Below are 23,327 nucleotides of genomic sequence, written 5' to 3'. Positions count from 1 at the left end.
GCAGTCGCCCGGTGTGCGAGGCAGGTGCGCTACGCCTACCGTGGCTCGCATGGGTGACGCGGTGGAACTCGAGGTGGCCGGCCGGACCGTACGCCTGTCCAGTCCGGACAAGGTCTTCTTCCCGGAGCGCGGCTACACCAAGCTGGACGTCGCCCGCTACTACCAGGCCGTCGCCCCCGCCATCCTGCGTGCCCTGCGCGACAGACCCACCACCCTGCAGCGCTACCCGGACGGGATCACCGGCGAGTGGTTCTACCAGAAGCGGGCGCCCAAGGGCATGCCCGACTGGATCCCCACCGCGCACATCACCTTCCCCAGCGGCCGCAGTGCCGACGAGATGTGCCCCACCGAGGAGGCGGCCGTCGTGTGGGCGGCCCAGTACGGCACGCTGGTCTTCCACCCCTGGCCGGTGCGCCGCGCCGACGTCGACCACCCCGACGAACTCCGCATCGACCTCGACCCCCAGCCCGGCACCGACTACGACGACGCCGCCCGCGCCGCCCACGAACTACGGTCCGTGCTGGAGGAGTTCGGCGGACTGCGCGGCTGGCCCAAGACCTCCGGCGGACGCGGCATCCACGTCTTCGTGCCCATCGAAGCGCGTTGGACGTTCACCCAGGTCCGCCGCGCGGCCATCGCCGTGGGCCGGGAACTGGAACGCCGGATGCCGGAGCGGGTGACCATCAAGTGGTGGAAGGAGGAGCGCGGCGAACGCATCTTCGTCGACTACAACCAGACCGCCCGCGACCGCACCATCGCCTCCGCCTACTCCGTGCGCCCCCGGCCGCACGCGCCCGTCTCGGCGCCCCTGCGCTGGGAGGAGGTCGGCGTCGCCCACCCGCAGGACTTCGACCTCACGACCATGCCCGCGCGCTTCGCCGAACTCGGCGACGTGCACGCGGACATGGACGATCACGCGTTCTCCCTGGAGCCCCTGCTCGAACTCGCCCGCCGCGACGAACACGATCACGGCCTCGGCGACCTGCCGTACCCGCCCGAGTATCCGAAGATGCCGGGGGAGCCCAGCCGGGTGCAGCCGAGCCGGGCCAGGAAGCCGAAACCGTCGGCCTCCTGACCCGGTGCCTCACCCGGAGCGGCGCGGGACTACAGGTCCTTGATCCGCACGTCCCGGTAGGAGACGACGTCCGACGTGCCGTGCACCTGCAGTCCGATGTAGCCGGCGGCGTACCGCCTGCCGTCCGTGCCCGGGTCGTCCGAGCGCGGCGGGGAGAAGTCCTGACCGCCGGTGTTGTCGAACTCGTTGATCAGCACTCCGTTGCGGTAGACCGCGTAGTGCTGGTCCACCACCCGGATCTCGTAGTCGTTCCAGGTGCCCTTCTGCGTCACGCCGGCACCGGCCAGGCCCACCCGGTCGAAGCCGTACACCGAGCCCGTCTTGTACATGTCGCCGGTGGGCGAGTCGAACACCTGCACCTCGTGCCCGTACGTGATGGCGACCCACTCCGGCCGCGACTCCTCCGGGTGGTCGTGGACCTGGGGGAACCGCACGAACACACCGGAGTTGGCGTTGCCGGTGCCCGGGGCGTCGTCGCGCCACTGGAGCTTCAGGGAGAAGTCGCCGTACGTGCGCTCGGGGAACCACAGCATGCCGAGGCCGCCCCTGGTGGTGCCGGAGGTGATGGACCCGTCCGGGTTGAGCGCGAACGAACCCCCGCCCACATGGCTCCACTCGGCGAACGACGCCGGGCTGCCGTCGAGGATCGTGCGGTAGCCGTCGGTCTGGCCGGGCGTGCCGATGCCGGACTGCCTGGCCGCCTGGTTGATGGCCTTGCGCTCCCGCTGGTCGATGACCCCTTCCTTCTTCAGCGCGTCCAGGACGCCGGTGACGTGCTTCAGGAACAGTGCCTGCGAGGTCCACTGCTTCTCGTCCTCGACCAGCTCGCCGATCCGGCACCGGTTGTTGGTGACCCGGTTCGGCACACCCGAGTCGACCGTGCCGACGATCACCGTCAACCGCTCGTCGTGCTCCGGGCAGTCGGGCGCGGGCACCCCGCCGCCGGCCACCACCGTGAAGCTCGCCGTGAGCGCCGCGGAGGTGTTGCCGGCCCGGTCGCTCGCCCGGTAGGCCACGGTGTGCCGGCCCGCCCGGTCGACGACCACGGGCACGGTGTACGCCAGGTACGGCCCGCCGTCGAGCGAGTACTCGATGCCGGCCACGCCGGAACCGTCGTGTCCGTCGGAGGCGCTGACGGTCACCGTGGCGTCCCCGACGTACGCGCCGTCGGAGTTCCTGACGCCGGTGACGGTCACGCCCGTCACCGGCGGGGTGGTGTCCTGCGGGGGAGCGGCGACGACGGTGAACTCCACGCTCTTCGCCGTCGCCGCGTTGCCCGCCTTGTCGGTCGCGCGGTAGCGCACGGTGTGCGTTCCGGCTTGGTGCACCATCACCGGACCGGTGTACGCCTGCCAGGCGCCGTCCGCCCCGATCGCGTACTCGATGGTGTTGACGCCGGATCCGGTGTCCGACGCGGTGACGGTGACCGTCGCCATGTCGATGTAGTGGCCGTCGGCGTTCCTCTCGCCGTCCACCGTCGCCGAGGTCTCCGGCGGGGTGGTGTCGTCCGTGGGCGGCGCGACGACGGCGAACCGCACGCTCTTGTCCGCCGAGACGTTGCCCGCCTTGTCCAGGGCGCGGTAGCGCACCGTGTGGGTGCCGACCTGGTCGATCACCACCGGGGCGGTGTACGGCTGCCAGGCGCCGTCGGCCCCGACGGCGTACTCGATCCGGTCCACGCCCGAGCCGGAGTCGGTGGCCTCGACGCTCACGCTCGCCGAACCCACGTAGGCCCCTTCGGAGTTCCGCGTGCCGGTCACCTTCGCCGAGGCCTCGGGCGCGGTGGTGTCCTCACCGCCTCCCCCGGTCACCGTCAGGATGCCCTGCATCTCGCCGTGGCCGGGGATGGTGCAGTGGTAGAAGTACCGGCCCGGGGTGAGGGTCACCTCCGCGGTGTGCCGGCCGCCCTGGGCGTCACCGGGGTTGGCCAGGATGTTCAGCTGGACGTCGTTGTTGAACTCCGGGTCGGAGGTGACGAACGTCAGCGTGTGCGGCATGCCGGTGGTGTTGCCGGTGGCCGCGCTGTTCTCGAAGACGATGGTCGCCGGTCCGGCCACCGCGGTCGCCGGCGCGGACGTGTACGCGCTGATGCTGTCGCCGGCGGTCCAGGTCAGCACCTGCTCCGCGGCCCCGGCGGCCGCGGTGGACCCGGAGTCTCCGGCCGCGGACGTCGCCTGCAGACCGAGCGTCATCAGCAGGGCGGCCAGCAGGCCGGCCCAGACTCTTCGCTGCCGTGTCACTGGTTTCATCCGGCCTTCCTCGCCAACTGACCGGCGGCCGGGGTGGGACCGCCGCCCGTGTAGGTGACCCGCCACAGCGCGGACTTGCTGTCGGAGGTGAAGAAGCCGCGGCCGTAGTCGAGGACGTACAGCGCGCCGTCCGGGCCGAACTCCCAGCCCATCAGGTTCTTGATGCCGTCGTTGCCGACCGGCACGATCTTCTTCAGGGACTCCGAGTGCACCGGGAGACCGCCGTCCCCTTGCGTCTTCGGGTCCATCAGCACCGCGTTGCGCGGCTGGTCGGCGTCGTAGAAGTCACCGACGAACCACTTGCCGTCCCAGTACCGCGGCCACTTGACCGTACTGGCGCTGTCGCCGTCGTAGCGGTAGACCGGCCCGTTCATCGCGGCCTGGCCGCCGCCCTTCAGCCAGGGCAGCCGGTAGGTCGCCTCGTCCTGCACGTACGACGGAACGCCGTTCGCGTCGCGCGGGTAGTCCGGGGCGCCGCCCTGCGGCGAGTACCAGATGTTGTTGGCGGTGACCGGCGGCAGGTTGACCAGACCGTCGTTGTTCGGCGACTCGTTCTTCGGGGCGTCGCAGTCGTACCAGCCCAGCGGCTCGGACGGGTCGGGCAGGTTGCGGTCCCGGTAGGGCTGGTTGTTGCCCATGCAGTACGGCCAGCCACGGTTGGACGCCTTCGTGATCACGGCGAAGGTGTCGTACTTCGCCGGTCCCCAGGTGGTCGACGGGGAGCCCGCGTCCGGGCCGACCCAGCCCGCGTGGAGCACGTCGGTCTTCGGGTCGACGGAGATCCGCGCGGGATTGCGCACACCCATCACGTAGATCTCGCCACGCGTCTTCCCGCCGCCCTCGGCGGTCTCCTCACCGGTGAACAGGTTGCCCTCGGGAAGGGTGTAGGTGCCGTCCGGTTCCGGGTGGATGCGCAGGATCTTGCCGTTGAGGTTGTTGGTGTTGCCGGCGGTGCGGCGCGCGTCCGCGAAGGACACGCCCTTGTAGTGGGGCTCCGGGTTGTTGCCCGAGTAACCGCCGCTGAAGCCACTGGAGTTGTTGTCACCGGTGGCGATGTAGAGGTTGCCCTTGGAGTCCCAGGCCATCCCGCCGCCCGCGTGGCAGCAACTGTGGATCTGTACGGGCCACTCCAGCAGCACCTTCTCGCTGGAGAGGTCCAGCTTGTCGGTGGCGTGGTCGAGCGTGAAGCGGGAGACCCGGCGGTCGGCCATGCGGGTGTCCCGGTCGATCTCCGAGTGCGGCGTGTAGTGCAGGTAGACCCATCCGTTCCGCTCGAACCCCGGGTCGAGCTCGATGCCGAGCAGCCCCTCCTCCACCTTCCGCAGTTCGTCGCCGCCGCCCTTGTTGCCGAAGACGGTGAGTGCCCCCGCGAGGGTGACCTTCCCGGTCTCCGGGTCGTAGACGTGGATCTCGCCCTCGCCCTTGCCGATGTCCGGGTCGTTCCAGTCGGTGACGACCGGCTGGGACGCGTCCGCTCCGCCCCGGCCGATGAAGAACACGCGTCCGTCGGGTGCCGTGACCAGCCCGTGAGGTTCGCCGATCTGGTCGTTCTGCCCTGGCTGGTTCGGCTGCGTGAGCCGCTCCGCCTCGTAGTTCCCGGTGATCGTCGCCTTGCAGTCGGCCCGCACGAGACGGTTGGTCCACAGCAGGGCGCCGCGCAGGTGTTCGCGGAAGTCGGTCTCGTCGTACGACGACACCGTGCCGCCCATCCCGGTGTAGAAGGAGCGGCCGCCGTCGTAGTCGCGGCACCAGCTGACGGGGTGGTCCCAGCCGTTGGCGCCCGAGCCGGGTGCGTACGTCGACTCGCGCACCCTGGCGACCGTGTGCACGTCGCCGGAGGGGTTCTTCACCCAGTTAAGCCACTTGTCGGGCCGCTTCCACTGCGTGGGCAGGCCCTTGGTCGCCGGGTGGGCGCGGTCGCCGACCTCGACGGTCGCCCGCTGCACCGTGCCGGGGCTCGAGGCGGCGGGCCGGGCGCCGATCAGACCGGTGAACCAGTCCGAGTACGGCTCCGCGCGGGCCGCGTCGTGCAGCCCGACGAAGCCGCCGCCGGCCTCCATGTACGCCTCCAGGCCCGCCTCCTGGTCCGGGTCGAGGACGTCCCCGCCGCCGGTCAGGAAGACGACGGTGTTGAAGCGGCCCAGTCTCTCGGCGTTGGTGAAGACGGACGCGTTGCCGGTGGCGGTGACCGAGAACCGCTGGTTCTCCGGGCCGGTCAGGCCGATCCTCTCGATCGCCGCGATACCGGAGTTCACCAGCGGTGACTCCTCACCGCCGGCGGCCGACCCGTGGAACAGCAGCACGCGTACGTCGGCGCCGCCCGGGGGCGACTTGATGGACATCGTTGTCGGGGATGGATCCGGGGCCGGACGCGCGCTGGCGGCGGGACCCGACAGCAGTCCGGCGGTGACGGCACCGGCGGTCACGGTGGCCGCCCACAGGCGCCGCCTGGTTCTCGTCCTTCGCGCGCTCGCGGCGCCTGACGTGCTCAACCCGCGTAAGCGCATGGGTTCTTGATGCGATGTGGACCGCACGTGGCCACCCACCCCTCCTCGGTCGCAGCGACAGCGTCAAGGAAGCTAGACCCCTTTGCGTCACACGCCAATACCTATGGCCGCAATGAACAGAACTTTGTCCTGAGTGTGGATAAACAGGAGGAGGGCCGCTACGGTTTCACAGGTTCATGACAGCCACCTTGGGGAGTCCGGCATGGACAGACGCGGTTTCAACCGGCGGGTACTGCTGGGCGGCGTGGCCGCCGCGACATCGTTGTCCGTCGCGCCGGAGGCCGTGAGCGCGCCCGGATCCGCGAGCGCCGCAGCGCCGGCGAGGACGGCGCCCGCCGGGGGAGAGGTGCGGCGCGTCACGCTGTACGCCGAGCGGCTGGCCGGCGGGCAGATGGGCTACGGCCTGGAGAAGGGCAAGGCGTCGATCCCCGGCCCGCTGATCGAGCTCAACGAGGGCGACACGCTGCATGTCGAGTTCGAGAACACCATGGACGTACCGGTGAGCCTGCACGTCCACGGCCTGGACTACGAGATCTCCAGCGACGGCACCGAACAGAACAAGAGCCATGTCGAACCCGGCGGCACCCGCACCTACACCTGGCGCACCCACAGACCCGGCCGGCGCGCCGACGGCACCTGGCGGGCGGGCAGCGCGGGCTACTGGCACTACCACGACCACGTCGTCGGCACGGAGCACGGCACCGGCGGCATCCGCAACGGCCTGTACGGGCCGGTGATCGTGCGCCGTAAGGGCGACGTCCTGCCCGACGCCACCCACACCATCGTCTTCAACGACATGACGATCAACAACAGGCCCGCCCACACCGGCCCGAACTTCGAGGCCACCGTGGGCGACCGCGTGGAGATCGTCATGATCACGCACGGCGAGTACTACCACACCTTCCACATGCACGGGCACCGCTGGGCCGACAACCGCACCGGCATGCTCACCGGCCCCGACGACCCCAGCCAGGTCGTCGACAACAAGATCTGCGGACCGGCCGACTCCTTCGGCTTCCAGATCATCGCGGGGGAGGGGGTCGGCGCCGGTGCCTGGATGTACCACTGCCACGTCCAGAGCCACTCCGACATGGGCATGGTCGGTCTGTTCCTGGTGAAGAAGCCGGACGGCACGATCCCCGGGTACGACCCGCACGAGCACGCCCACGGGCAGACCCCGGAGCAGCGGCCGGAGCACGGGCACTGACGCGCCGGACCTGATCCGAGAGCGCTCTCCCGCCCGGGCGGGCCGGGGCTATCCTTTCCCGCAGCCGCAGGTGAGGAGCGCCCAAGTGACCGAGACAGTGCCGCGTCCCACGCTGGAGGCCGTGGCCGCGCGCGCCGGGGTCTCCCGGGCCACGGTCTCCCGCGTGGTCAACGGCTCCGACGGGGTACGCGAACCCCTGGCCGAACGGGTGAGGCGGGCGGTGGACGAACTCGGGTACGTGCCGAACCAGGCGGCCCGCAGCCTGGTGACCAGGCGGCACGACGCCATCGCCGTCATCGTCGCCGAACCGGAGACCCGGGTCTTCGCCGACCCGTTCTTCGCCCGGCAACTGCGCGGCATCAGCAAGGAACTGACCGCGCACGACAACCAGCTCGTCCTGCTGCTCACCGAGGACCGCGACGACCACGCCCGCGTCGGCCGCTACCTGGCCGGCGGACACGTGGACGGCGCGCTGGTCTTCTCGCTCCACATCGACGATCCACTGCCCGAACTGATCCGGAAGGCGGGACTGCCGACGGTGTTCGGCGGCCGGCCCGACTCCGGCGGCGGCCCGGACGGCGTCGCCTACGTCGACAGCGACAACCGGGGCGGCGCCCGCGACGCCGTCCGGCACCTGCTCGGCCTCGGGCGCGGCCGCATCGCCCACATCACCGGCGCGCTCGACCAGACCTCGGCGGTGGACCGGCTCGACGGCTTCCGGGACGTCCGGGTGGACACCGATCCCGGGCTGGTCGTGGAGGGCGACTTCACCGCGGCCAGCGGTGAGCGGGCGATGCGGGAACTCCTCGGCCGCCGTCCCGACCTGGACGCGGTGTTCGCCGCCAACGACCTGACGGCGGCGGGCGCCCTGCGCGTGCTGCGCGAGCACGGGCGGCGGGTGCCGGACGACGTGGCCGTGGTCGGCTTCGACGACATGCAGCCGATCGCCGAACAGACCGAGCCGCCGCTCACCACGGTCCGCCAGGACATCGAGGGGATGGGCCGCCTCATGGCCCGTCTCCTGCTCCGCGACCTCGACCACCCCGCCACCACGGACGAGGACGCCGGCGTCGTCCCCTCCAGCGTGGTCCTCCCGACGACCCTGGTCCGCCGCGCCTCGGCCTGAGCGGGCGCCCCGGCCCGTGGCTCGCGAGCGCCGGACCTCGCGCTCCGTGCCGCGACAGGCGGGGGGTGTGGCCTTCCGCGGCACCGGGCCCGGGTCCGGGACACACCCGTCCGGGTGCTCTCGCGGTGACGGCCGGCGGGCGGTGGAAGACTCGGCACGGCAGGCGACGGGAACTCCCGGAGGAGGCACCATGCTCACCACCCGCTTCGTCGACGGCGCCCCGAGCTGGATCGACGTCGGCACCACCGACATCGAGGGCGCCGCGTCCTTCTACGGCGGCCTGTTCGGCTGGACGTTCCGCTCGGCGGGACCCGACGCCGGCGGCTACGGCTTCTTCGAGCTGGCCGGGCGGATCGTCGCCGGAGGCATGCGCGTCACACCGGAGCAGGGATCGCCCGCGTGGACCGTCTACTTCCAGAGCCCCGACGCGGACGCCACCGCGAGGGCGGCGGCGCACGCCGGGGGCAGCGTGCCCATGCCTCCGGCGGACGTGAGCGAGCAGGGCAGAGCGGCGGTCCTCGCCGACCACGCGGGCGCCCCCTTCGGCATCTGGCAGCCGGCGGGGCGCAAGGGCATCGAAGCGGCCGGTGAAGCCGGCGCCCTGTGCTGGGTCGAGCTGCACACCCCGGACATCGCCCGCGCCGCGGCCTTCTACCGCTCGGCCCTCGGCTGGGAGACCTCGGCGGTGCACTTCCCGGGTGGGGTCTACACCTCCCTCAACCCCGCCGGTACGGGCGAGGAGGGCATGTTCGGCGGGATGGTCCCCCCGGCCGACGACCCCGTCGAGGCGGAGACCGGACCCCCCTTCTGGCTGCCGTACATCGGAGTGGAGGACACGGACGCCGTCGTCGCCAGGGCCGTCGAGCTGGGCGGCACGGTGCGGATGCCCGCCACGTCCCTCGCCGGTGTCGGCCGGCTCGCCCGACTGGAGGACCCGTACGGAGCGCGGTTCGCCGTCCTGAAGGGCGATCCGCGACAGACCTGACCTCCGGCGCGCCGCCGTGTGCGGCGGAGTCCTTCAGGCCATCATCGTGCCGTCGCCAGGCCGGGCGGCCCGGCCCGGCGTCGATCCCGCGTTGATGCGGCGTTGATCGAACGTTTTTCACCGTCGGGCACGCTTCCGGCCATGCACACCGACACATTCCCGTCGCCCGACCTCACCTGGCAGGACGAGGCGTTGTGCGCCCAGACGGGTGGGGACTTCTTCTTCCCCGAGCCCGGCAGTTCGGTCCGTGAGGCCAAGCGCATCTGCGGTCTCTGTCCGATACGCGCCACCTGCCTCGAGTACGCCCTCTCCCACGACATGCGCTTCGGCGTCTGGGGTGGCCTGTCGGAGAAGGAACGTCTGGACCTCCGGCGCACGGCACGGTAGTTCCCGCTGGGCGAGCAACTGGACGAAACCGGTACGGCCGAGTGGACCTGCTGGTGAGGATCTGTCCGCGGCCGGACGTGACGCACAGTCGGACGCACCCCTTGCTCCTGCGGAATGCCGGTTCGCACCCGGTCGTCCGGGCCGCACGGGGGTCGACAGCGCGACGCAGCCCAGCTGCAGGCGCGCCTCCACGAGCACGGGGCACGCCGGTCCGTGTCCGGGCGAGGCGGCGTGGTGACCCGGTCCGGCCGTCGTGACGGGTGAGACCCGGCAGCGGGCCGGTGCGCTGAGCCCCGAGGGCGGGGCCGTGGCGCAGAGGCCGACGCGCCGGGTCGCCACAACCGGGAGCACGCTGGCTCGAATCCAGCCGCCCGTCCTCGTCGGCCTCAGTGTGCGGCGCGGGCCGCCATCCGGGCCTTGCGGGCCGCCAGCTTCTCGTCGAACTTGGCCGCCTCCGCGTCCAGGCCGCCCATGAACGCACCCAGTTCCTCCTGGGCCTTGAGGCCCTCCGGGCCCAGCCCGTCGATCTCCAGGACCTTCAGGAAGCGGAGCACCGGCTGCAGCACGTCGTCGTGGTGGATGCGCAGGTTGTACACCTCACCGATGGCCATCTGCGCCGCCGCCCGCTCGAAGCCGGGGATGCCGTGGCCGGGCATCCGGAAGTTCACCACGACGTCGCGCACCGCCTGCATCGTGAGGTCGGGGGCCAGCTCGAAGGCCGACTTCAGCAGGTTGCGGTAGAACACCATGTGCAGGTTCTCGTCGGTCGCGATGCGGGCCAGCATGCGGTCGCAGACCGGGTCACCCGACTGGTGGCCGGTGTTGCGGTGCGAGATGCGGGTGGCCAGCTCCTGGAAGGCGACGTAGGCGATGGAGTGGAGCATCGAGTGCCGGTTGTCCGACTCGAAGCCCTCGCTCATGTGCGACATGCGGAACTGCTCCAGCTTGTCCGGGTCCACCGCCCGCGAGGCGAGCAGGTAGTCCCGCATCACGATGCCGTGCCGGCCCTCCTCGGCCGTCCAGCGGTGCACCCAGGTGCCCCAGGCGCCCTCCCGGCCGAACAGCGTGGCGATCTCGTGGTGGTAGCTGGGCAGGTTGTCCTCGGTCAGCAGGTTCACCACCAGGGCGATCCGGCCGACCTCGGTGACCTTCGACTGCTCCTTGTCCCAGGCCTCGCCGTCCTCGAAGAAGCCCGGGAAGTTGCGGCCGTCGCTCCACGGCACGTACTCGTGCGGCATCCAGTCCTTGGTGACCTTCAGATGCCGGTTGAGCTCCTTCTCGACCACTTCCTCCAGTGCGTACAACAGTCGGGCGTCGGTCCAGACGGAAGGGCTGCCCAGGTGGGGAGAAGTGAGCGACACGGGTGACTCCAGGGGGACGGTGACACGGGGAGGTCCGGCGAGCGGTGCCGGGAACCTACGGAATCGTAGGCTACGTAGCCGTAGGTTACGTAGCCGTAGGTTAAGACTGCCGTAAAGACCGCTGATCAGCGGGGGTCCTTATGGGTGAGCGTGGCGCCGCTGGGCGCCCCCAGCCGCAGGTGGTTGCGCCGTACGGGTGATGAGGGTGCCGGTCAGGCGTGCAGCTCCCGCAGGCGTACCGAAAGGCACGTCACACAGCCCTCGAGCTTCTCGAACTCACCGATGTCCACCGGGACCGGCTCGTAGCCGAGATCCGCGAACAGCTCCGCCGTCTTCGGCGCGCTCGCCGCCATCAGCAGCCTGTTCCCGCCGAGCAGCACCACGTGCGCCCCGGACCCCTCCGGGACGGGCAGGAAGCGCGGGAACAGCGAGGGCGCGTCCATGTGCGGGACGTGCCCCACGACCGTCCCGTCCGGCAGCGCCGTGACCGCCGACTTCAGATGCAGCACCCGGGCGACGGGCACCGCGACCACCCGCGCCCCCAGCGGCTCGAACGCGGCCCGCACCTGCCGCACCCCGGCCGCGTTGGTCCGCCCGCCACGGCCCACGTACACCGTGTCGCCGACCTTCAGCACGTCGCCGCCGTCCAGCGTGCCCGGCTCCCAGACCCAGTTGACCGAGCAGCCCAGCGCGGCCACGGCCTCCTCGACCCCGGAGGTCTCCCCGCGCCGGGACTCCGCACCGGAGCGGGCGATCAGCGCCACGTTCCGGTACATCACCACCGTGTCCTCCACGAACACCGAGTCCGGGCAGTCGTCGGCGGGGTCCACCTCGATCGTCTCCCAGCCGTGGGTGCGCAGCGCCTCCGTGTACGCCTCCCACTGCTCCACCGCGCGGTCGACGTCGACGCCCTCCCGTTCGATGTGCGTCACCACCCCTTCGGCCAGACGGGGTGAGGGACGGCGGACGAGGGCCTTCTTGCTGGGCACGGGTGCGCCTTTCGGACGGGACGGGCAGGGCTCGGCCGTGACCGGGGAGTCCGGGGAACGGCCGGCCTCCCACGGGTGTCGGCGCAGCCATCATGCAGGGCGAATCCGGACAGGACCACCCCGGACCGCGATGAGATGTACCACCGGTAACCGCCTCAGCGGCCGGCCCGCCGCAGATGCTCCCCCGTGAAGGACCCCCTGGCGTGGAGCAACTCGGCCGGCGTGCCCTCGAACACCACCCGGCCGCCGTCCCTCCCCCCGTCCGGACCGAGGTCGATCACCCAGTCCGCGCGGGCGACGACGTCAAGGTGGTGCTCGACCACGATCACGGTGTTGCCCGCGTCCACCAGCCGGTCCAGCAGGCCGACGAGCCCGTCCACGTCCGCCATGTGCAGCCCGGTCGTCGGCTCGTCGAGCACGTACACCGCGCCCTTGCGGTGCAGCCGGGTGGCCAGCTTGATCCGCTGGCGTTCGCCGCCCGACAGCGTGGACAGCGGCTGTCCCAGGGCGAGGTAGGTGAGCCCCACGTCCCGCAGGGCGCGCAGCCGGCGCCGTACGCCCGTGTCGTGGAAGAAGTCCAGCGCCTCCGCGGCGGTCATCCCGAGCACATCGGCGACGGAGCGGCCGCCCACCGTCAGCCCCAGCACCTCGTCCTTGAACCGGCGCCCCTCGCAGGCGGGGCAGGTCGTGGTCACCGGGTCCATGAACGCCAGGTCGGTGTACAGGATCCCGCGGCCCTCGCAGGTCCCGCAGGCGCCGTCGGAGTTGAAGCTGAACAGCCCCGGCTCTGCCCCCGTCTCCCGCGCGAAGATCTTGCGGACCGTGTCCATGATCCCGAGGTAGGTCGCCGGGGTGGACCGCGCCGAGATGCCGATCGAGGACTGGTCGACCACCACGGTGTCCCGGTGCACGGCGGTGAACTCGGCGACCAGGGTGCTCTTGCCCGAACCGGCCACCCCGGTCACGGCGGTCAGCACCCCGGCCGGGAAGCGCACGGTGACCTCGCGCAGGTTGTGCCGGTCGGCCCCCTTCACCCACAGCTCGCCCGTCGCCTCCCGCACCGCCTCCTTGACGGCGGTGCGCCGTCCGAGGCACCGCCCCGTCAGGGTGCCGGAGGCGGCCAGTTCCCGCGGGGTCCCCTCGAACACCACCCGGCCGCCCCCGGTGCCCGCCCCCGGACCCATGTCGACCACGTGGTCGGCGAGCGCGATGACGTCCGGGTCGTGCTCGACGACCAGCACGGTGTTGCCCTTGTCCCGCAGCCGCAGCAGCAGTTCGCCGAGGCGGTGCACGTCGCGCGGGTGCAGTCCGGCGCTGGGCTCGTCGAAGACGTACGTCATCCCGGTCAGGCTCGAGCCGAGGTGCCGCACGGTCTTCAGCCGCTGCCCCTCGCCTCCCGAGAGGGTGCTCGTCTCCCGGTCCAGGCTCAGGTAGCCGAGTCCGATCGCCTCGATCCGTTCCAGCGCGGCGACCGCGGCCCCGGCGACCGCCCCGGCCACCGGATCGTCGACCTCCCGCAGTACCGTGATGAGGTCGGTGACCTGCAGGGCGGCACAGTCCGCGATGGACCGGCCGCCGATCCGGGTGGCCAGCGCCGCCTCGTTCAGCCGCGCGCCCCCGCAGGCCGGACAGACGCCCTCGGCCAGGAACTCCCGCACCGTGTCACGGGTCTTCTGGCTCATCCCCGTCAGGTCCCGCTTCAGGTAGAGCCGTTCGAAGCGGTCGGCGAGCCCTTCGTACCCGGTGGTCCAGGTGCCGCCCGTGCCCTTCACGGTGACCTTGCTGCCGGGGCGCCCGCGCATCAGGAACTCCCGCTCGGCCGCGGTGAAGTCACGCACCGGCTTGTGCGGGTCCAGTTCGTCGCTGTTGGTGTACGCCTGACCCTGCCAGGTCCCCGCGGCGAACGGTGGGAAGCGGACCGCCCCCTCGGCGAGGGAGCGGTCCGCGTCCAGGATGCGGTCCCAGTCCGGCCGAACGGTCCGGCCCAGTCCGTCGCACGTGCGGCACATGCCCGACGGGTCGTTGAACGAGTACGCGGTCGCCGGTCCGGCGCTCGGTGCGCCGTGCCGGGAGAACAGCACTCGCAGCACCGCGTACACGTCCGTCATCGTGCCGACCGTCGAACGCGAGTGGCCGCCGACCGGCCGCTGGTCGACGACGATCACCGGCGTCAGGTCCTCCATGGCCTCCGCGTGCGGCCGCTCGTACTTCGGCAGCCGGTTGCGGACGAACCAGGTGAACGTCTCGCTCAGCTGCCGCTGCGACTCGACGGCGATCGTCTCGAAGACGACCGACGACTTCCCCGACCCCGAAACGCCGGTGAACACGGTCAGCCGGCCCTTCGGGATGCGGAGCGTGACGTCCTTGAGGTTGTTCTCCCGGGCCCCGGTGAGGGTGATGAACTCGCTGGACTGGCTCATACGGCCGACGCTAGGCGGAATACCCGACAGGTTCTGTCCCGATTTCCTTCAGCTCTCCCTCCTCCATCAGCACCCACCGGGTGATGCCGACCGACTCCAGGAACGGCAGATCGTGGCTGGCCACGATCAGGGCTCCCTCGTACGACTCCAGGGCCGTGGTCAGCTGCCGGACGCTCGCCATGTCGAGGTTGTTCGTCGGCTCGTCCAGCATCAGCAGCTGCGGAGCGGGCTCCGCCAGCATCAGCGCGGCCAGCGCCGCCCGGAACCGCTCACCGCCGGAGAGCGTCTCCGCCTTCTGGTCGGCGCGGGCGCCCCGGAACAGGAACCGGGCGAGCCGGGCCCTGACCCGGTTGTTGGTGGCGCCGGGGGCGAACCGGGCCACGTTCTCGGCGACGGTCAGCTCCGGGTCGAGGACGTCGAGGCGCTGCGGCAGGAACCGCAGGGGCACCTGCACCTTCGCCTCGCCCGACACCGGCTCCAGCTCCCCGGCGATCGTCCGCAGCAGCGTCGTCTTGCCCGCGCCGTTGCGTCCGATCAGCGCCACCCGCTCCGGGCCGCGCAGATCGAAGCCGCCGCGCACCCGGGAGCCGTGCGCGAGCTCCAGGTCCATGAGCGAGAGCACGCCACGGCCCGGCGGGACGGCCGTGTACGGCAGGTCGACGCGGATCTCGTCGTCGTCCCGCACGGCCTCCACCGCGTCGTCGAGGCGTCCCCTGGCCTCGGCCAGCTTCTCCTCGTGCATGATGCGGTGCTTGCCCGCGGACTCCTGCGCCGCGCGCTTGCGCGCCCCCATGACGATCTTCGGCTCGCGCTTCTGCTCGAACATCTTCTGCCCGTACCGCTTGCGGCGGGCCAACTTGACCTGTGCGTCGACCAGTTCGCGCTTCTGCTTGCGCAGGTCCGCCTCGGCGACGCGCACCATGCGCTCGGCGGCCTCCTGTTCGACGGTCAGGGCATCCTCGTACGCCGAGTAGTTGCCGCCGTACCAGGTGATCTCACCGGCGCGCAGATCGGCGATCTGGTCGACCAGTTCCAGCAGTTCGCGGTCATGGCTGACCACGATCATGACGCCCGGCCAGTCCGCGACGGCCGCGTACAGCCGTCTGCGGGCGTACAGGTCGAGGTTGTTGGTGGGCTCGTCGAGCAGCAGGACGTCCGGGCGCCGCAGCAGCAGTGCCGCGAGCCGCAGCAGCACCGACTCGCCGCCCGACACCTCTCCGACCGTGCGGTCCAGGCCGATGTGTCCGAGGCCGAGCTCGCCGAGCGTGGCCAGGGCGCGTTCCTCGACGTCCCAGTCGTCGCCGACGGTCTCGAAGTGCTCCTCGGCCACGTCGCCCGCCTCGATGGCGTGCAGCGCGGCCCGGCGGGCGGCGATACCGAGCGCCTCGTCGACCCGCAGCGCGGTGTCGAGCGTCACGTTCTGCGGGAGGTAGCCCACCTCTCCCGCGACCCGGACGGCGCCGTCGGTCGGGGTGAGCTCACCGGCGATCAGTTTCAGCAGGGTGGACTTGCCCGACCCGTTGACGCCGACGAGCCCGGTGCGGCCGGGGCCGAAGGCGACGTCGAGGCCCTCGAAGACGGCGGTGCCGTCGGGCCAGGAGAAGGCGAGAGAGGTACAGGTGAGGGATGGTGACATACGGGCCTCCGCGGTTGCTCGGGGCGATCAGGGGCACACGCGTATCGAGACACCGCGGGACGACGACCGGCAGCCGGAGGGAGAACGTGGGCAGAAGAAGAGCCCTGTTCCGAAGGGACCGCAAGGACGGCTCGAACGCCGAGGTCGCACGCAGCGCACACACCTGACCGGTGTGACGCGGTGTCTCAGAACCTCAGACGAGCAACGTCCTTCTCCATTCGACGGCAACAGAACCGACGCAAACGCTACGAGCGGCCGAATGCGCTGTCAACGCCATTTCCGGACCGCGACGTCACCGCCCCCGAGGAGGCCCCGTGCCCAACGGCCCGCTGTCCCTGCCGGCCCGTCTCTGTCTGGCGGCCTGGGACACCGACCCGCAACGGCTGGCCCCCCTGGTGCGGGCCGGCGCCCTCGCCGAACTCGCCCGGCGCGGTCTGCTGACCGACGACGACGGGATCGTCACTCCGCTCGACCTGGACTCCCGCACCGGGGACCCGGTCCTCGACGGCCTCCTGGAACTGGTCAGCGAATCCCTCCCGCACCGCTGGCGCGCCTGGGTGACCCTGTACGCGCGGCACACCCTGGACGCGGTCCGGGAGCAGCTGGTGGCCGACGGTTCCCTGCGCGCCGAGAAACACCGGGTGCTCGGGGTGTTCCCGTCGGTGGACCACGTCCTGGCCGACACCGCCCGCGCGGACGGCCTGCACCGTGAGGCCCGGCAGATCCTCACCGGGCCGGCACCGGCCGAACAGGTTCCCCAGCCGATCGCGACAGCCCTCGCCCTGGCGACCGCGGCGGGTCTGCCGCCCGCACCGCACGGCTCCTTCGACGACGCCCGCGCCGAGGCCCTGACCCGTCGCGCCGCGGCGTCCGCCCCCGGATTCGACGCCGTCCTCCGCGACCTGCGCACCGGCCTCACCGAGGCGGCACCGCTGTCGGCACTGACCAGAGGCCGCTGACCCGCCCGGACGACACCGTCGCCCGGCCGCTGTGTCGCGTCGCGCGGTCGGGGTGACATCGAGGACGCCGCCCCGCACGGCACCGGCCCGCACGGCACCGCGCCGCTGCGTCCGGCCGGGGAACAGGCCGAGCGGATCGCCGCCGCCCGCGCGGCCTCCGACGCGAGGGGCGTCCCGCTGTTCGTCAACGCCCGCGTCGACACCTTCCTGCGCGGCGCCGGGGAGTGGACGACACCCTGGACCGCGCCGCCGCCTGCCTCGCCGCGGGCGCCGACGGGATCTTCGTCCCCGGTGCCGTCGAGCCGGGGACCGTGAAGGAACTCGCCGACGGGATCCACGCCCCGCTCAACGCGCCAGCGGGCCCCGGCGCCCCGCCCGTCGGTGAACCGGCCGCCCTGGGCGCGGCCCGCATCAGCGTCGGGTCCGGTATCGCCGAGGCGGCGTACGGTCTGGTCCGCCGCGCCGCGCGGGAGCTGCTCGGGACCGGGACGTACGACGCGCAGACCGGCGGCCTGGCGTACGGAACGCTCAGCGAGCTGATGGCACAGGTCGGCTGACTCCCTGTCAGGCCTCGCGCATCAGTTCCGCGAGGCGGTGGTCCAGGTCGAGCTGGAGGTGCTCCAGGCCGGCCGGCACCAGGTCGCTGGTGGCCTCGAGGAACCGGCGCACCTCACCCGAGCGGACGTGCACCACGGCGGTCCCCTCGGGCGCGTGGAACTCCAGCACGGTGCGGTCGTACCCGTACGGGCGCACCCGTACGTCGCCGTACCCCTCGGGTCCCCGCAGTCCCGCGGCGAGCAGCTCCCGGGCGAAGGTCCAGCAGACCTCGACGCCCTCCAGGGTGGCGGGCGCGGGGAAGGTCATGCGGACGGCGAACGGGTCGTCGCGGTCGTAGTGCAGCGTGGCGGGGATGTTCGGCATCCGCGGCGCGGCGGCGACCAGACGGGCCTCTACGGGCTGCTCGATGACGGTGGACAACGCCTTGCTCCCTCGTGACGGCTGGACGGGCTTCCGGGCGGATCCGTGCGACTACTGCATGAGACGACGGAATCCGCCAATCCGTGCACACGAACAGCGAGTGACCTCTGTCACCGCCTTCATGCACCCGAGTGACATGCTTCTCCCCGAGCCTCCCCATCACACCCGCGCCGCCCGGAGGCCCTCCGGACGGTGCCCTCGCCGTGGACCGGCTTCGCCCGCCATGAGGCGCTCGGGGGCCAGGCGAGGGACGCGACGGACGCGACACACGCGACGGACGCGACGGACGCGACGTAGGGAAGAACGGCCTGGGGGGCCGCCGTCAGCCGCGGGACGGCCTGGGTGGCCGGAAGCCGGGGCACCGTCCTGCGCACCACCGACGCCGGCCGCACCTGGCGGACCGTCGGCACCGGCTCGTACGACACCGTCGACTGCGCCCGCGACGACGGCTGCTGGGCTGCGGGGGAGAAGGGGCGGGTTGCCCGCCTGGAGCGCTGACGCATGCGACGGGCCATCGTCACCGACAACCTGGGTACCCGTTCGCCGTACGCGAGAGGAAGTGAGCGGACATGCCACGCGGTTCCAGCCCCAAGCGGGAGCGTCAGTACGAGCACATCAAGGAGAGCGCCGAGGACCGGGGCGAGAGCACCGGACGCGCCAAGGAGATCGCCGCCCGGACGGTGAACAAGGAGCGTGCCCGGGCAGGCGAGTCCAGGACCGCCAGCCGCACCTCCACCCAGGACATGTCGTCCGGCAAGCGCGGCGGCCGGCGTTCCGGCCAGGGCTCCCAGGGCCCCACCCGCGACCAGCTGTACGAAGAGGCCAGGAAGCGGAACGTGGAGGGCCGTTCGAGCATGAACAAGAGCCAGCTCCAGCGCGCGCTCGGCAAGTGAGACCGCCCCCCGCGCGCAGGCCCCCGGCCCGGGGACATCCTCCGCGCGGGGGCGCGCCCGCCGCGTAGGCTCGGGCACACCATGACGACCGTACCCACACCCGCCGGCTGGCCCGTCAACGAACCAGAGGCCCGCGCGGTCCAGGACGCGCTCCGCACGAGGGTGGTGCTCGACGAGACGGGCCCGCCGCCCGGGACGGGCCGGGTCACCGGGGTGGACGTGGCGTACGACGACGAGCGGGACCTGGTCGCCGCCGCGGCCGTCGTCCTGGACCCGGCGACCCTGGACGTCGTCGCCGAGTCCACGGCCGTCGGCCGGATCTCCTTCCCGTACGTCCCCGGACTGCTCGCCTTCCGCGAGATCCCCACCGTGCTCGCCGCCCTGGAGGCCCTGCCGTGCCCGCCCGGCCTGGTGGTCTGCGACGGCTACGGCCTCGCCCACCCGCGCCGCTTCGGGCTGGCCTCCCACCTCGGCGTCCTCACCGGCCTGCCGACGATCGGCGTGGCCAAGAACCCCTTCACCTTCACGCACGACGAGCCCGGCACCCCGCGCGGCAGCACCTCGCCGCTGCTCGCCGGCCGTGAGGAGGTCGGCAGGGCCCTGCGGACCCGGGACGCCGTCAAGCCGGTCTTCGTCTCCGTCGGCCACCGGGTGAGCCTCGACAACGCCTGCGCCCACACCCTCGCCCTGACCCCCGCCTACCGCCTCCCCGAGACCACCCGCAGAGCGGACGCCCTGTGCCGCCGCGCGCTGGCGGAGATCACCCCCGCCGCTCAGGAGACACCCCGCTCGGGCGGACACCCGAGTCGTGGGCGGCCGCCACGGGCCGACCGCGCGGTACCCGGGGCGAACTGAGTACGCGTACGGATGTTCGTCCCCCGCCCGCCCCGGCAGGCTGGCCGCATGACAACGCACCGTGCAGCCAGGCCCGTTGCCGTCGACGGACGGCCCGTCGGGCGGACCGTGACCGTCGGGCTCGCCCTCGCCGTACTGACCGGGGTGGGCTGGATCGCCGGAATGATCTACACCCTGGTGGCGTGGCCGATGTGACCCTCCCGGCCGGCCGCGTCCTCAGCGGGTCGCGGCGACCCGGAAGCGGATGCCCGCCGTCCGCAGCCGGTCGATCAGCGCGTCGCCCATCGCCACCGCCGTCGTGACCTGCCCCGCCGTCGGCGGCAGGTCGTCGAAGGCCAGACTGAGGGCGCCCTCCGCCAGCATCTTCGCCGTCTCGTCGTAGCCGGGGTCGCCGCCCGACACCTCCGTGTACACCCGCCGGCCACCGCCCTCACCGACGAAGCGGACGGAGAACCGGCTCCGGGCGCGCTTCTCCGGTCCCGGCCCCTCACCGGGCTTGAGGCGGTCGGAGAGCCGTCGCCGCAACGACGGGATTTGGGCGGCCGCGACCAGCGCCCCCACGGCGGCCACCCCGCCCACCGCCACGGGGAGACGGCGCACCGCCGCGTAGTGCCGGTAGCGGAAGTCCGGTCCGTACCGGTCGAGCGCCTTCGCCGAGCGGCGCACGACCTGCCCGTCGATCGTCGGCAGCGGCAGGGCCCAGGCGCCGACCTCCGGCGCGTAGCGCGGCGCTCCCAGGGGCGCCGAGGCCCGGCGGTCCACCAGCCGCGGTTCGTGGTGCCTGCGCTCGCGGGCCGCCGCGCGCAGACCGCGGTGCCGGGCGAACTGGTTCAGCGCCGAGGCGAACGTCCCGCCCGAGAAGGCCGCGTCGGCGGTGACGAACCCGTCCACGGTCAGCGGCACCCCCTCAGGCAACTGCCGCACGGTGAAGTACGCGCCCAGGTCGTGGGGCACCGAGTCGAAGCCGCACGCGTGCACCAGCCGCGCCCCCGTCTCCCGCGCCCGTGCGTCATGACGGACGTACGTCAGGTCCACGAACTCGGGTTCACCCGTGAGGTCCACGTAGTCGGCCCCCGTGTCCGCGCAGGCGGCGACGAGTTCCTCGCCGTACTCCACGTAGGGGCCCACGGTCGTGGCGACCACCCGCGCCTGCTCGGCGAGGGCCCGCAGGGAGGCCGGGGCGGACGCGTCCGCCCGCAGCACTCCGATCCCCGCGCCGCCGGGCAGCCGCTCGCGCAGCCGCTCCAGCCTGCCGCCGTCGCGGCCGGCGATCGCCCAGCGCAGTCCGTCGGGGGCATGGGCGGCGAGGTACTCCGCGGTCAGTGTCCCGACGAAGCCGGTCGCTCCGAAGAGCACGATGTCGTACGGACGGTCTGTGTTCAGCCTGCTCATGACACCCCTTGGTCGTGCAGCCGCGCCGCTGTCGGTGGCCGAGGCTAGCGTGAGGGGTGCGGAGCCCGACGACGAGCCCGGAGGAAGCCGATGGCCGTGTCCCCGAACGCCCTGAAGAAGTGGGAAAAAGTGCGCGACCACGCCCTGGGTCTGCCCGGAGCCGCCGAGGAACACCCCTGGGGCGAGAGCGTCGCCAAGGTCAACAAGAAGGTGTTCGTCTTCCTCGGCGTCCACGACGGCAGCTACCCCCTGGGGGTGACGGTGAAGCTCACGGACGAGACGGCGCACGCCCACGCCCTGGCCTGCCCCGGTGCCGAGCCCGCCGGCTACGGCCTGGGCAGGGCCGGCTGGGTGAGGATCCCGCTGGAGGCCAAGGGCGCTCCGCGGGCGGACCTGCTGTGCGACTGGGTGGAGGAGAGCTACCGCACCGTCGCCCCCAAGCGGCTGGCCGCGCAGCTCGACGCCCACTGACCGGCCCGGCGGACGCACCGCCCCGTACAGTGGCCAAGCGCTTGCTCGCCCGGCCTTGTGCCGGGTGGACCGCGTTCCTAACATCACAGGTGTTACACCAGTAGTGTCACAGCCGATGGGGGCTCGATGACGGAGGCGAAGACGCCGGGGCACGGCCCGCTCGCCGGCGTGCGCGTGGTGGAACTGGCCGGGATCGGGCCGGGTCCGTTCGCCGCCATGCTCCTGGCCGACCTGGGCGCCGACGTCGTCCGCGTGGACCGCCCGGGCGGCCCCGGCCTGGGCATCGACCCGGCCCGCGACGTCACCAACCGCAGCAAGCGCTCCGTGATCATCGACCTCAAGGCCCCCGACGGCCCCGCACGCGTCCTGGACCTCGCCGAACGCGCCGACGTCCTCATCGAGGGCTACCGCCCGGGCGTCGCCGAGCGGCTCGGCATCGGCCCCGCCGACTGCCACGCCCGCAACCCCCGTCTGGTCTACGGACGCATGACCGGCTGGGGCCAGCAGGGGCCCCTCGCCGACCGCGCCGGACACGACATCGCCTACATCGCCCTCACCGGCACCCTCGGCATGATCGGCGACCCGGACCGGCCCCCGGCCGTCCCCGCCAACCTGCTCGGCGACTACGCGGGCGGCTCCCTCTACCTCGTCGTCGGTGTGCTCGCCGCCCTGCATCACGCGCGCGCCAAGGGCACCGGACAGGTCGTCGACGCCGCCATCGTGGACGGCACGGCCCACCTCTCCGCCATGATCCACGGCATGCTCGCCGCCGGTGCCTGGCAGGACCGGCGCGGCGCCAACCTCCTCGACGGTGGCTGCCCCTACTACGGCACCTACGCGACGGCCGACGGACGGCACATGGCGGTCGGCGCCCTGGAACCGCGGTTCTACGCCGAGTTCCTGCGCCTGCTCGGCCTCGACGACCTGGCCGGGGCCCACAGCGACGTCACCCGATGGCCGGAGCTGCGCGAGCGGGTCACCGCCCGGTTCAAGGCCCGCACCCGCGACGCGTGGACGGCCGTCTTCGAGGACTCCGACGCCTGCGTGGCGCCCGTGCTGTCCCTCGGCGAGGCCCCGCATCACCCGCACCTCGCCGCCCGCGGCACCTTCACCGACCACGGCGGCCTCACCCAGCCCGCACCGGCCCCGCGGTTCTCCGCGACCCCGGCCGGCATCCGCTCCGGACCCGCCCTGCCGGGCGCCGGCGCCGACGACGTGGCCCGCGACTGGGACCTGCCCCGACCGCCGGACCCGGCCCCCTCGCACTCCTCCGAGCCCTCCCCCTCCCAGCGAAAGGCCTCCTCGTGAGCACCGAAGCGTACGTGTACGACGCGATCCGCACCCCGCGCGGGCGCGGCAAGGCGAGCGGCGCCCTGCACGGGACCAAGCCCATCGACCTGGTGGTCGGGCTGATCCGCGAGATCCGTGACCGTTTCCCGGGTCTGGATCCGGCGGCCGTGGACGACATCGTCCTCGGTGTGGTCGGGCCGGTCGGTGACCAGGGCTCCGACATCGCCCGTATCGCCGCCATCGCGGCCGGGCTGCCCGACACTGTGGCGGGCGTCCAGGAGAACCGCTTTTGCGCCTCCGGTCTGGAGGCCGTCAACCTGGCCGCCGCCAAGGTGCGTTCCGGCTGGGAGGACCTGATCCTCGCGGGCGGTGTGGAGTCCATGTCCCGCGTCCCGATGGCCTCCGACGGCGGCGCCTGGTTCAACGACCCGATGACCAACCTCGCCGTCAACTTCGTGCCGCAGGGGATCGGGGCGGATCTGATCGCGACGATCGAGGGGTTCTCCCGGCGGGACGTGGACGAGTACGCGGCCCTGTCGCAGGAACG

20 protein-coding genes and 2 pseudogenes are annotated in these 23,327 nt (G+C 72.3%); 14 read left to right on the top strand and 8 right to left on the bottom strand.

Annotated features, from left to right (window positions below; genetic code table 11):
- Nucleotides 1-49 precede the first annotated feature (49 nt).
- Nucleotides 50-1,075, top strand: a complete 1,026-nt coding sequence (gene ligD / locus ACZ6A9_RS25325) for a non-homologous end-joining DNA ligase (protein ID WP_468989388.1) — start codon at nt 50-52, stop codon at nt 1,073-1,075.
- A gap of 29 nt (nt 1,076-1,104) precedes the next feature.
- Here ligD and ACZ6A9_RS25320 read toward each other — a convergent pair whose 3' ends face one another.
- Nucleotides 1,105-3,324 carry an OmpL47-type beta-barrel domain-containing protein gene (locus tag ACZ6A9_RS25320; protein ID WP_468989385.1) on the bottom strand — a complete coding sequence of 740 codons (2,220 nt, stop codon included), beginning with the start codon at nt 3,322-3,324 and terminating at the stop codon, nt 1,105-1,107.
- On the bottom strand, nt 3,321-5,831 hold the full coding sequence (locus ACZ6A9_RS25315) for a ThuA domain-containing protein (protein ID WP_468989383.1): 2,511 nt from the start codon (nt 5,829-5,831) through the stop codon (nt 3,321-3,323). Before ACZ6A9_RS25315 ends, ACZ6A9_RS25320 begins: the two co-directional genes overlap by 4 nt.
- Before the next feature lie 202 nt (nt 5,832-6,033).
- On the opposite strand from ACZ6A9_RS25315, the gene ACZ6A9_RS25310 reads away from it, so the two are divergent.
- The 4 genes from ACZ6A9_RS25310 (at nt 6,034) to ACZ6A9_RS25295 (ending at nt 9,536) form a co-directional block, all read left to right on the top strand.
- Complete coding sequence (locus tag ACZ6A9_RS25310) at nt 6,034-7,038, top strand: multicopper oxidase domain-containing protein (RefSeq protein WP_468989380.1); 1,005 nt, start codon at nt 6,034-6,036, stop codon at nt 7,036-7,038.
- A gap of 85 nt (nt 7,039-7,123) precedes the next feature.
- Nucleotides 7,124-8,164, top strand: a complete 1,041-nt coding sequence (locus ACZ6A9_RS25305; protein WP_468989379.1) for a LacI family DNA-binding transcriptional regulator — start codon at nt 7,124-7,126, stop codon at nt 8,162-8,164.
- Nucleotides 8,165-8,354: 190 nt separating this feature from the next.
- On the top strand, nt 8,355-9,149 hold the full coding sequence (locus tag ACZ6A9_RS25300; protein WP_468989374.1) for a VOC family protein: 795 nt from the start codon (nt 8,355-8,357) through the stop codon (nt 9,147-9,149).
- A gap of 141 nt (nt 9,150-9,290) precedes the next feature.
- Nucleotides 9,291-9,536, top strand: coding sequence for a WhiB family transcriptional regulator (locus ACZ6A9_RS25295; RefSeq protein WP_468989370.1), 246 nt, complete (start codon nt 9,291-9,293; stop codon nt 9,534-9,536).
- Between the two features lie 386 nt (nt 9,537-9,922).
- On the opposite strand, the gene ACZ6A9_RS25290 is transcribed toward ACZ6A9_RS25295, so the two are convergent.
- The 4 genes from ACZ6A9_RS25290 to ACZ6A9_RS25275 form a co-directional block, all read right to left on the bottom strand.
- Nucleotides 9,923-10,897, bottom strand: coding sequence for an acyl-ACP desaturase (locus tag ACZ6A9_RS25290; RefSeq protein WP_468989368.1), 975 nt, complete (start codon nt 10,895-10,897; stop codon nt 9,923-9,925).
- Between the two features lie 212 nt (nt 10,898-11,109).
- The gene (gene ddaH / locus ACZ6A9_RS25285; RefSeq protein ID WP_468989365.1) at nt 11,110-11,886 is read right to left on the bottom strand and encodes a dimethylargininase; all 777 of its coding nucleotides are present in this window, start codon (nt 11,884-11,886) and stop codon (nt 11,110-11,112) included.
- A gap of 155 nt (nt 11,887-12,041) precedes the next feature.
- On the bottom strand, nt 12,042-14,306 hold the full coding sequence (locus ACZ6A9_RS25280) for an ATP-binding cassette domain-containing protein (protein WP_468989360.1): 2,265 nt from the start codon (nt 14,304-14,306) through the stop codon (nt 12,042-12,044).
- Nucleotides 14,307-14,316: 10 nt separating this feature from the next.
- A complete protein-coding gene (locus ACZ6A9_RS25275; RefSeq protein ID WP_468989357.1) occupies nt 14,317-15,942 on the bottom strand; it encodes an ABC-F family ATP-binding cassette domain-containing protein in 1,626 nt (541 codons plus the stop codon).
- Nucleotides 15,943-16,256: 314 nt separating this feature from the next.
- Between ACZ6A9_RS25275 and ACZ6A9_RS25270 the strand changes: the two genes are divergently transcribed.
- On the top strand, nt 16,257-16,901 hold the full coding sequence (locus ACZ6A9_RS25270; protein WP_468989354.1) for a GOLPH3/VPS74 family protein: 645 nt from the start codon (nt 16,257-16,259) through the stop codon (nt 16,899-16,901).
- A 54-nt stretch (nt 16,902-16,955) separates the two neighbouring features.
- Nucleotides 16,956-17,458 (top strand): annotated as a pseudogene (locus ACZ6A9_RS25265) (isocitrate lyase/phosphoenolpyruvate mutase family protein); the annotation flags it as partial.
- 7 nt (nt 17,459-17,465) lie between these two features.
- On the opposite strand, the gene ssgD reads toward ACZ6A9_RS25265, so the two are convergent.
- Nucleotides 17,466-17,879 (bottom strand): spore wall synthesis regulator SsgD, encoded by a 414-nt coding sequence (ssgD, locus tag ACZ6A9_RS25260; protein ID WP_468989351.1) that lies wholly within the window; start codon nt 17,877-17,879, stop codon nt 17,466-17,468.
- 348 nt (nt 17,880-18,227) lie between these two features.
- Between ssgD and ACZ6A9_RS25255 the strand changes: the two are divergent.
- The 4 genes and pseudogenes from ACZ6A9_RS25255 to mmpA form a co-directional block, all read left to right on the top strand.
- Nucleotides 18,228-18,377: pseudogene (locus ACZ6A9_RS25255) on the top strand (oxidoreductase); the annotation flags it as partial.
- Nucleotides 18,378-18,448: 71 nt separating this feature from the next.
- Nucleotides 18,449-18,772, top strand: a complete 324-nt coding sequence (locus tag ACZ6A9_RS25250) for a plasmid stabilization protein (RefSeq protein WP_468989348.1) — start codon at nt 18,449-18,451, stop codon at nt 18,770-18,772.
- Between the two features lie 81 nt (nt 18,773-18,853).
- Nucleotides 18,854-19,627: an endonuclease V gene (locus tag ACZ6A9_RS25245; RefSeq protein WP_468989346.1), complete on the top strand. Its 774-nt coding sequence runs from the start codon at nt 18,854-18,856 to the stop codon at nt 19,625-19,627.
- Between the two features lie 48 nt (nt 19,628-19,675).
- Nucleotides 19,676-19,822, top strand: a complete 147-nt coding sequence (mmpA, locus tag ACZ6A9_RS25240) for a morphogenic membrane protein MmpA (RefSeq protein ID WP_468989344.1) — start codon at nt 19,676-19,678, stop codon at nt 19,820-19,822.
- A gap of 21 nt (nt 19,823-19,843) precedes the next feature.
- Here the strand turns inward: mmpA and ACZ6A9_RS25235 are convergent, their stop codons facing one another.
- Nucleotides 19,844-21,019 carry a saccharopine dehydrogenase family protein gene (locus ACZ6A9_RS25235; RefSeq protein WP_468989342.1) on the bottom strand — a complete coding sequence of 392 codons (1,176 nt, stop codon included), beginning with the start codon at nt 21,017-21,019 and terminating at the stop codon, nt 19,844-19,846.
- Between the two features lie 90 nt (nt 21,020-21,109).
- Between ACZ6A9_RS25235 and ACZ6A9_RS25230 the strand changes: the two genes are divergently transcribed.
- From ACZ6A9_RS25230 to ACZ6A9_RS25220, 3 genes are all read left to right on the top strand, one after another.
- Entirely contained in the window at nt 21,110-21,490 is a 381-nt protein-coding gene (locus ACZ6A9_RS25230) for an MmcQ/YjbR family DNA-binding protein (RefSeq protein ID WP_468989338.1), read from the top strand.
- Nucleotides 21,491-21,616: 126 nt separating this feature from the next.
- Nucleotides 21,617-22,798 (top strand): CaiB/BaiF CoA transferase family protein, encoded by a 1,182-nt coding sequence (locus tag ACZ6A9_RS25225; protein ID WP_468989333.1) that lies wholly within the window; start codon nt 21,617-21,619, stop codon nt 22,796-22,798.
- Nucleotides 22,795-23,327: thiolase family protein (locus tag ACZ6A9_RS25220; protein ID WP_468989330.1), on the top strand; the 533-nt coding region annotated here is incomplete at its 3' end. The genes ACZ6A9_RS25225 and ACZ6A9_RS25220, both read left to right, overlap by 4 nt.

The organism is Streptomyces sp. NPDC041124 (assembly GCF_055592385.1).
The sequence above is the reverse complement of the archived record's forward strand: the minus strand, read 5'-3'. Positions and strand labels throughout refer to the sequence as shown.

What these genes read in the sequence shown, in the direction of transcription:
- ACZ6A9_RS25295 (WP_468989370.1), top strand. Translation starts at nt 9,291, where the DNA reads ATGCACACCGACACATTCCCGTCGCCCGACCTCACCTGGCAGGACGAG.
- ACZ6A9_RS25235 (WP_468989342.1), bottom strand. Translation starts at nt 21,019, where the DNA reads ATGAGCAGGCTGAACACAGACCGTCCGTACGACATCGTGCTCTTCGGA.
- mmpA (WP_468989344.1), top strand. Translation starts at nt 19,676, where the DNA reads ATGACAACGCACCGTGCAGCCAGGCCCGTTGCCGTCGACGGACGGCCC.
- ACZ6A9_RS25275 (WP_468989357.1), bottom strand. Translation starts at nt 15,942, where the DNA reads ATGTCACCATCCCTCACCTGTACCTCTCTCGCCTTCTCCTGGCCCGAC.
- ACZ6A9_RS25310 (WP_468989380.1), top strand. Translation starts at nt 6,034, where the DNA reads ATGGACAGACGCGGTTTCAACCGGCGGGTACTGCTGGGCGGCGTGGCC.
- ACZ6A9_RS25250 (WP_468989348.1), top strand. Translation starts at nt 18,449, where the DNA reads ATGCCACGCGGTTCCAGCCCCAAGCGGGAGCGTCAGTACGAGCACATC.
- ACZ6A9_RS25280 (WP_468989360.1), bottom strand. Translation starts at nt 14,306, where the DNA reads ATGAGCCAGTCCAGCGAGTTCATCACCCTCACCGGGGCCCGGGAGAAC.
- ligD (WP_468989388.1), top strand. Translation starts at nt 50, where the DNA reads ATGGGTGACGCGGTGGAACTCGAGGTGGCCGGCCGGACCGTACGCCTG.
- ACZ6A9_RS25300 (WP_468989374.1), top strand. Translation starts at nt 8,355, where the DNA reads ATGCTCACCACCCGCTTCGTCGACGGCGCCCCGAGCTGGATCGACGTC.
- ACZ6A9_RS25320 (WP_468989385.1), bottom strand. Translation starts at nt 3,324, where the DNA reads ATGAAACCAGTGACACGGCAGCGAAGAGTCTGGGCCGGCCTGCTGGCC.
- ACZ6A9_RS25225 (WP_468989333.1), top strand. Translation starts at nt 21,617, where the DNA reads ATGACGGAGGCGAAGACGCCGGGGCACGGCCCGCTCGCCGGCGTGCGC.
- ACZ6A9_RS25315 (WP_468989383.1), bottom strand. Translation starts at nt 5,831, where the DNA reads ATGCGCTTACGCGGGTTGAGCACGTCAGGCGCCGCGAGCGCGCGAAGG.
- ACZ6A9_RS25245 (WP_468989346.1), top strand. Translation starts at nt 18,854, where the DNA reads ATGACGACCGTACCCACACCCGCCGGCTGGCCCGTCAACGAACCAGAG.
- ACZ6A9_RS25230 (WP_468989338.1), top strand. Translation starts at nt 21,110, where the DNA reads ATGGCCGTGTCCCCGAACGCCCTGAAGAAGTGGGAAAAAGTGCGCGAC.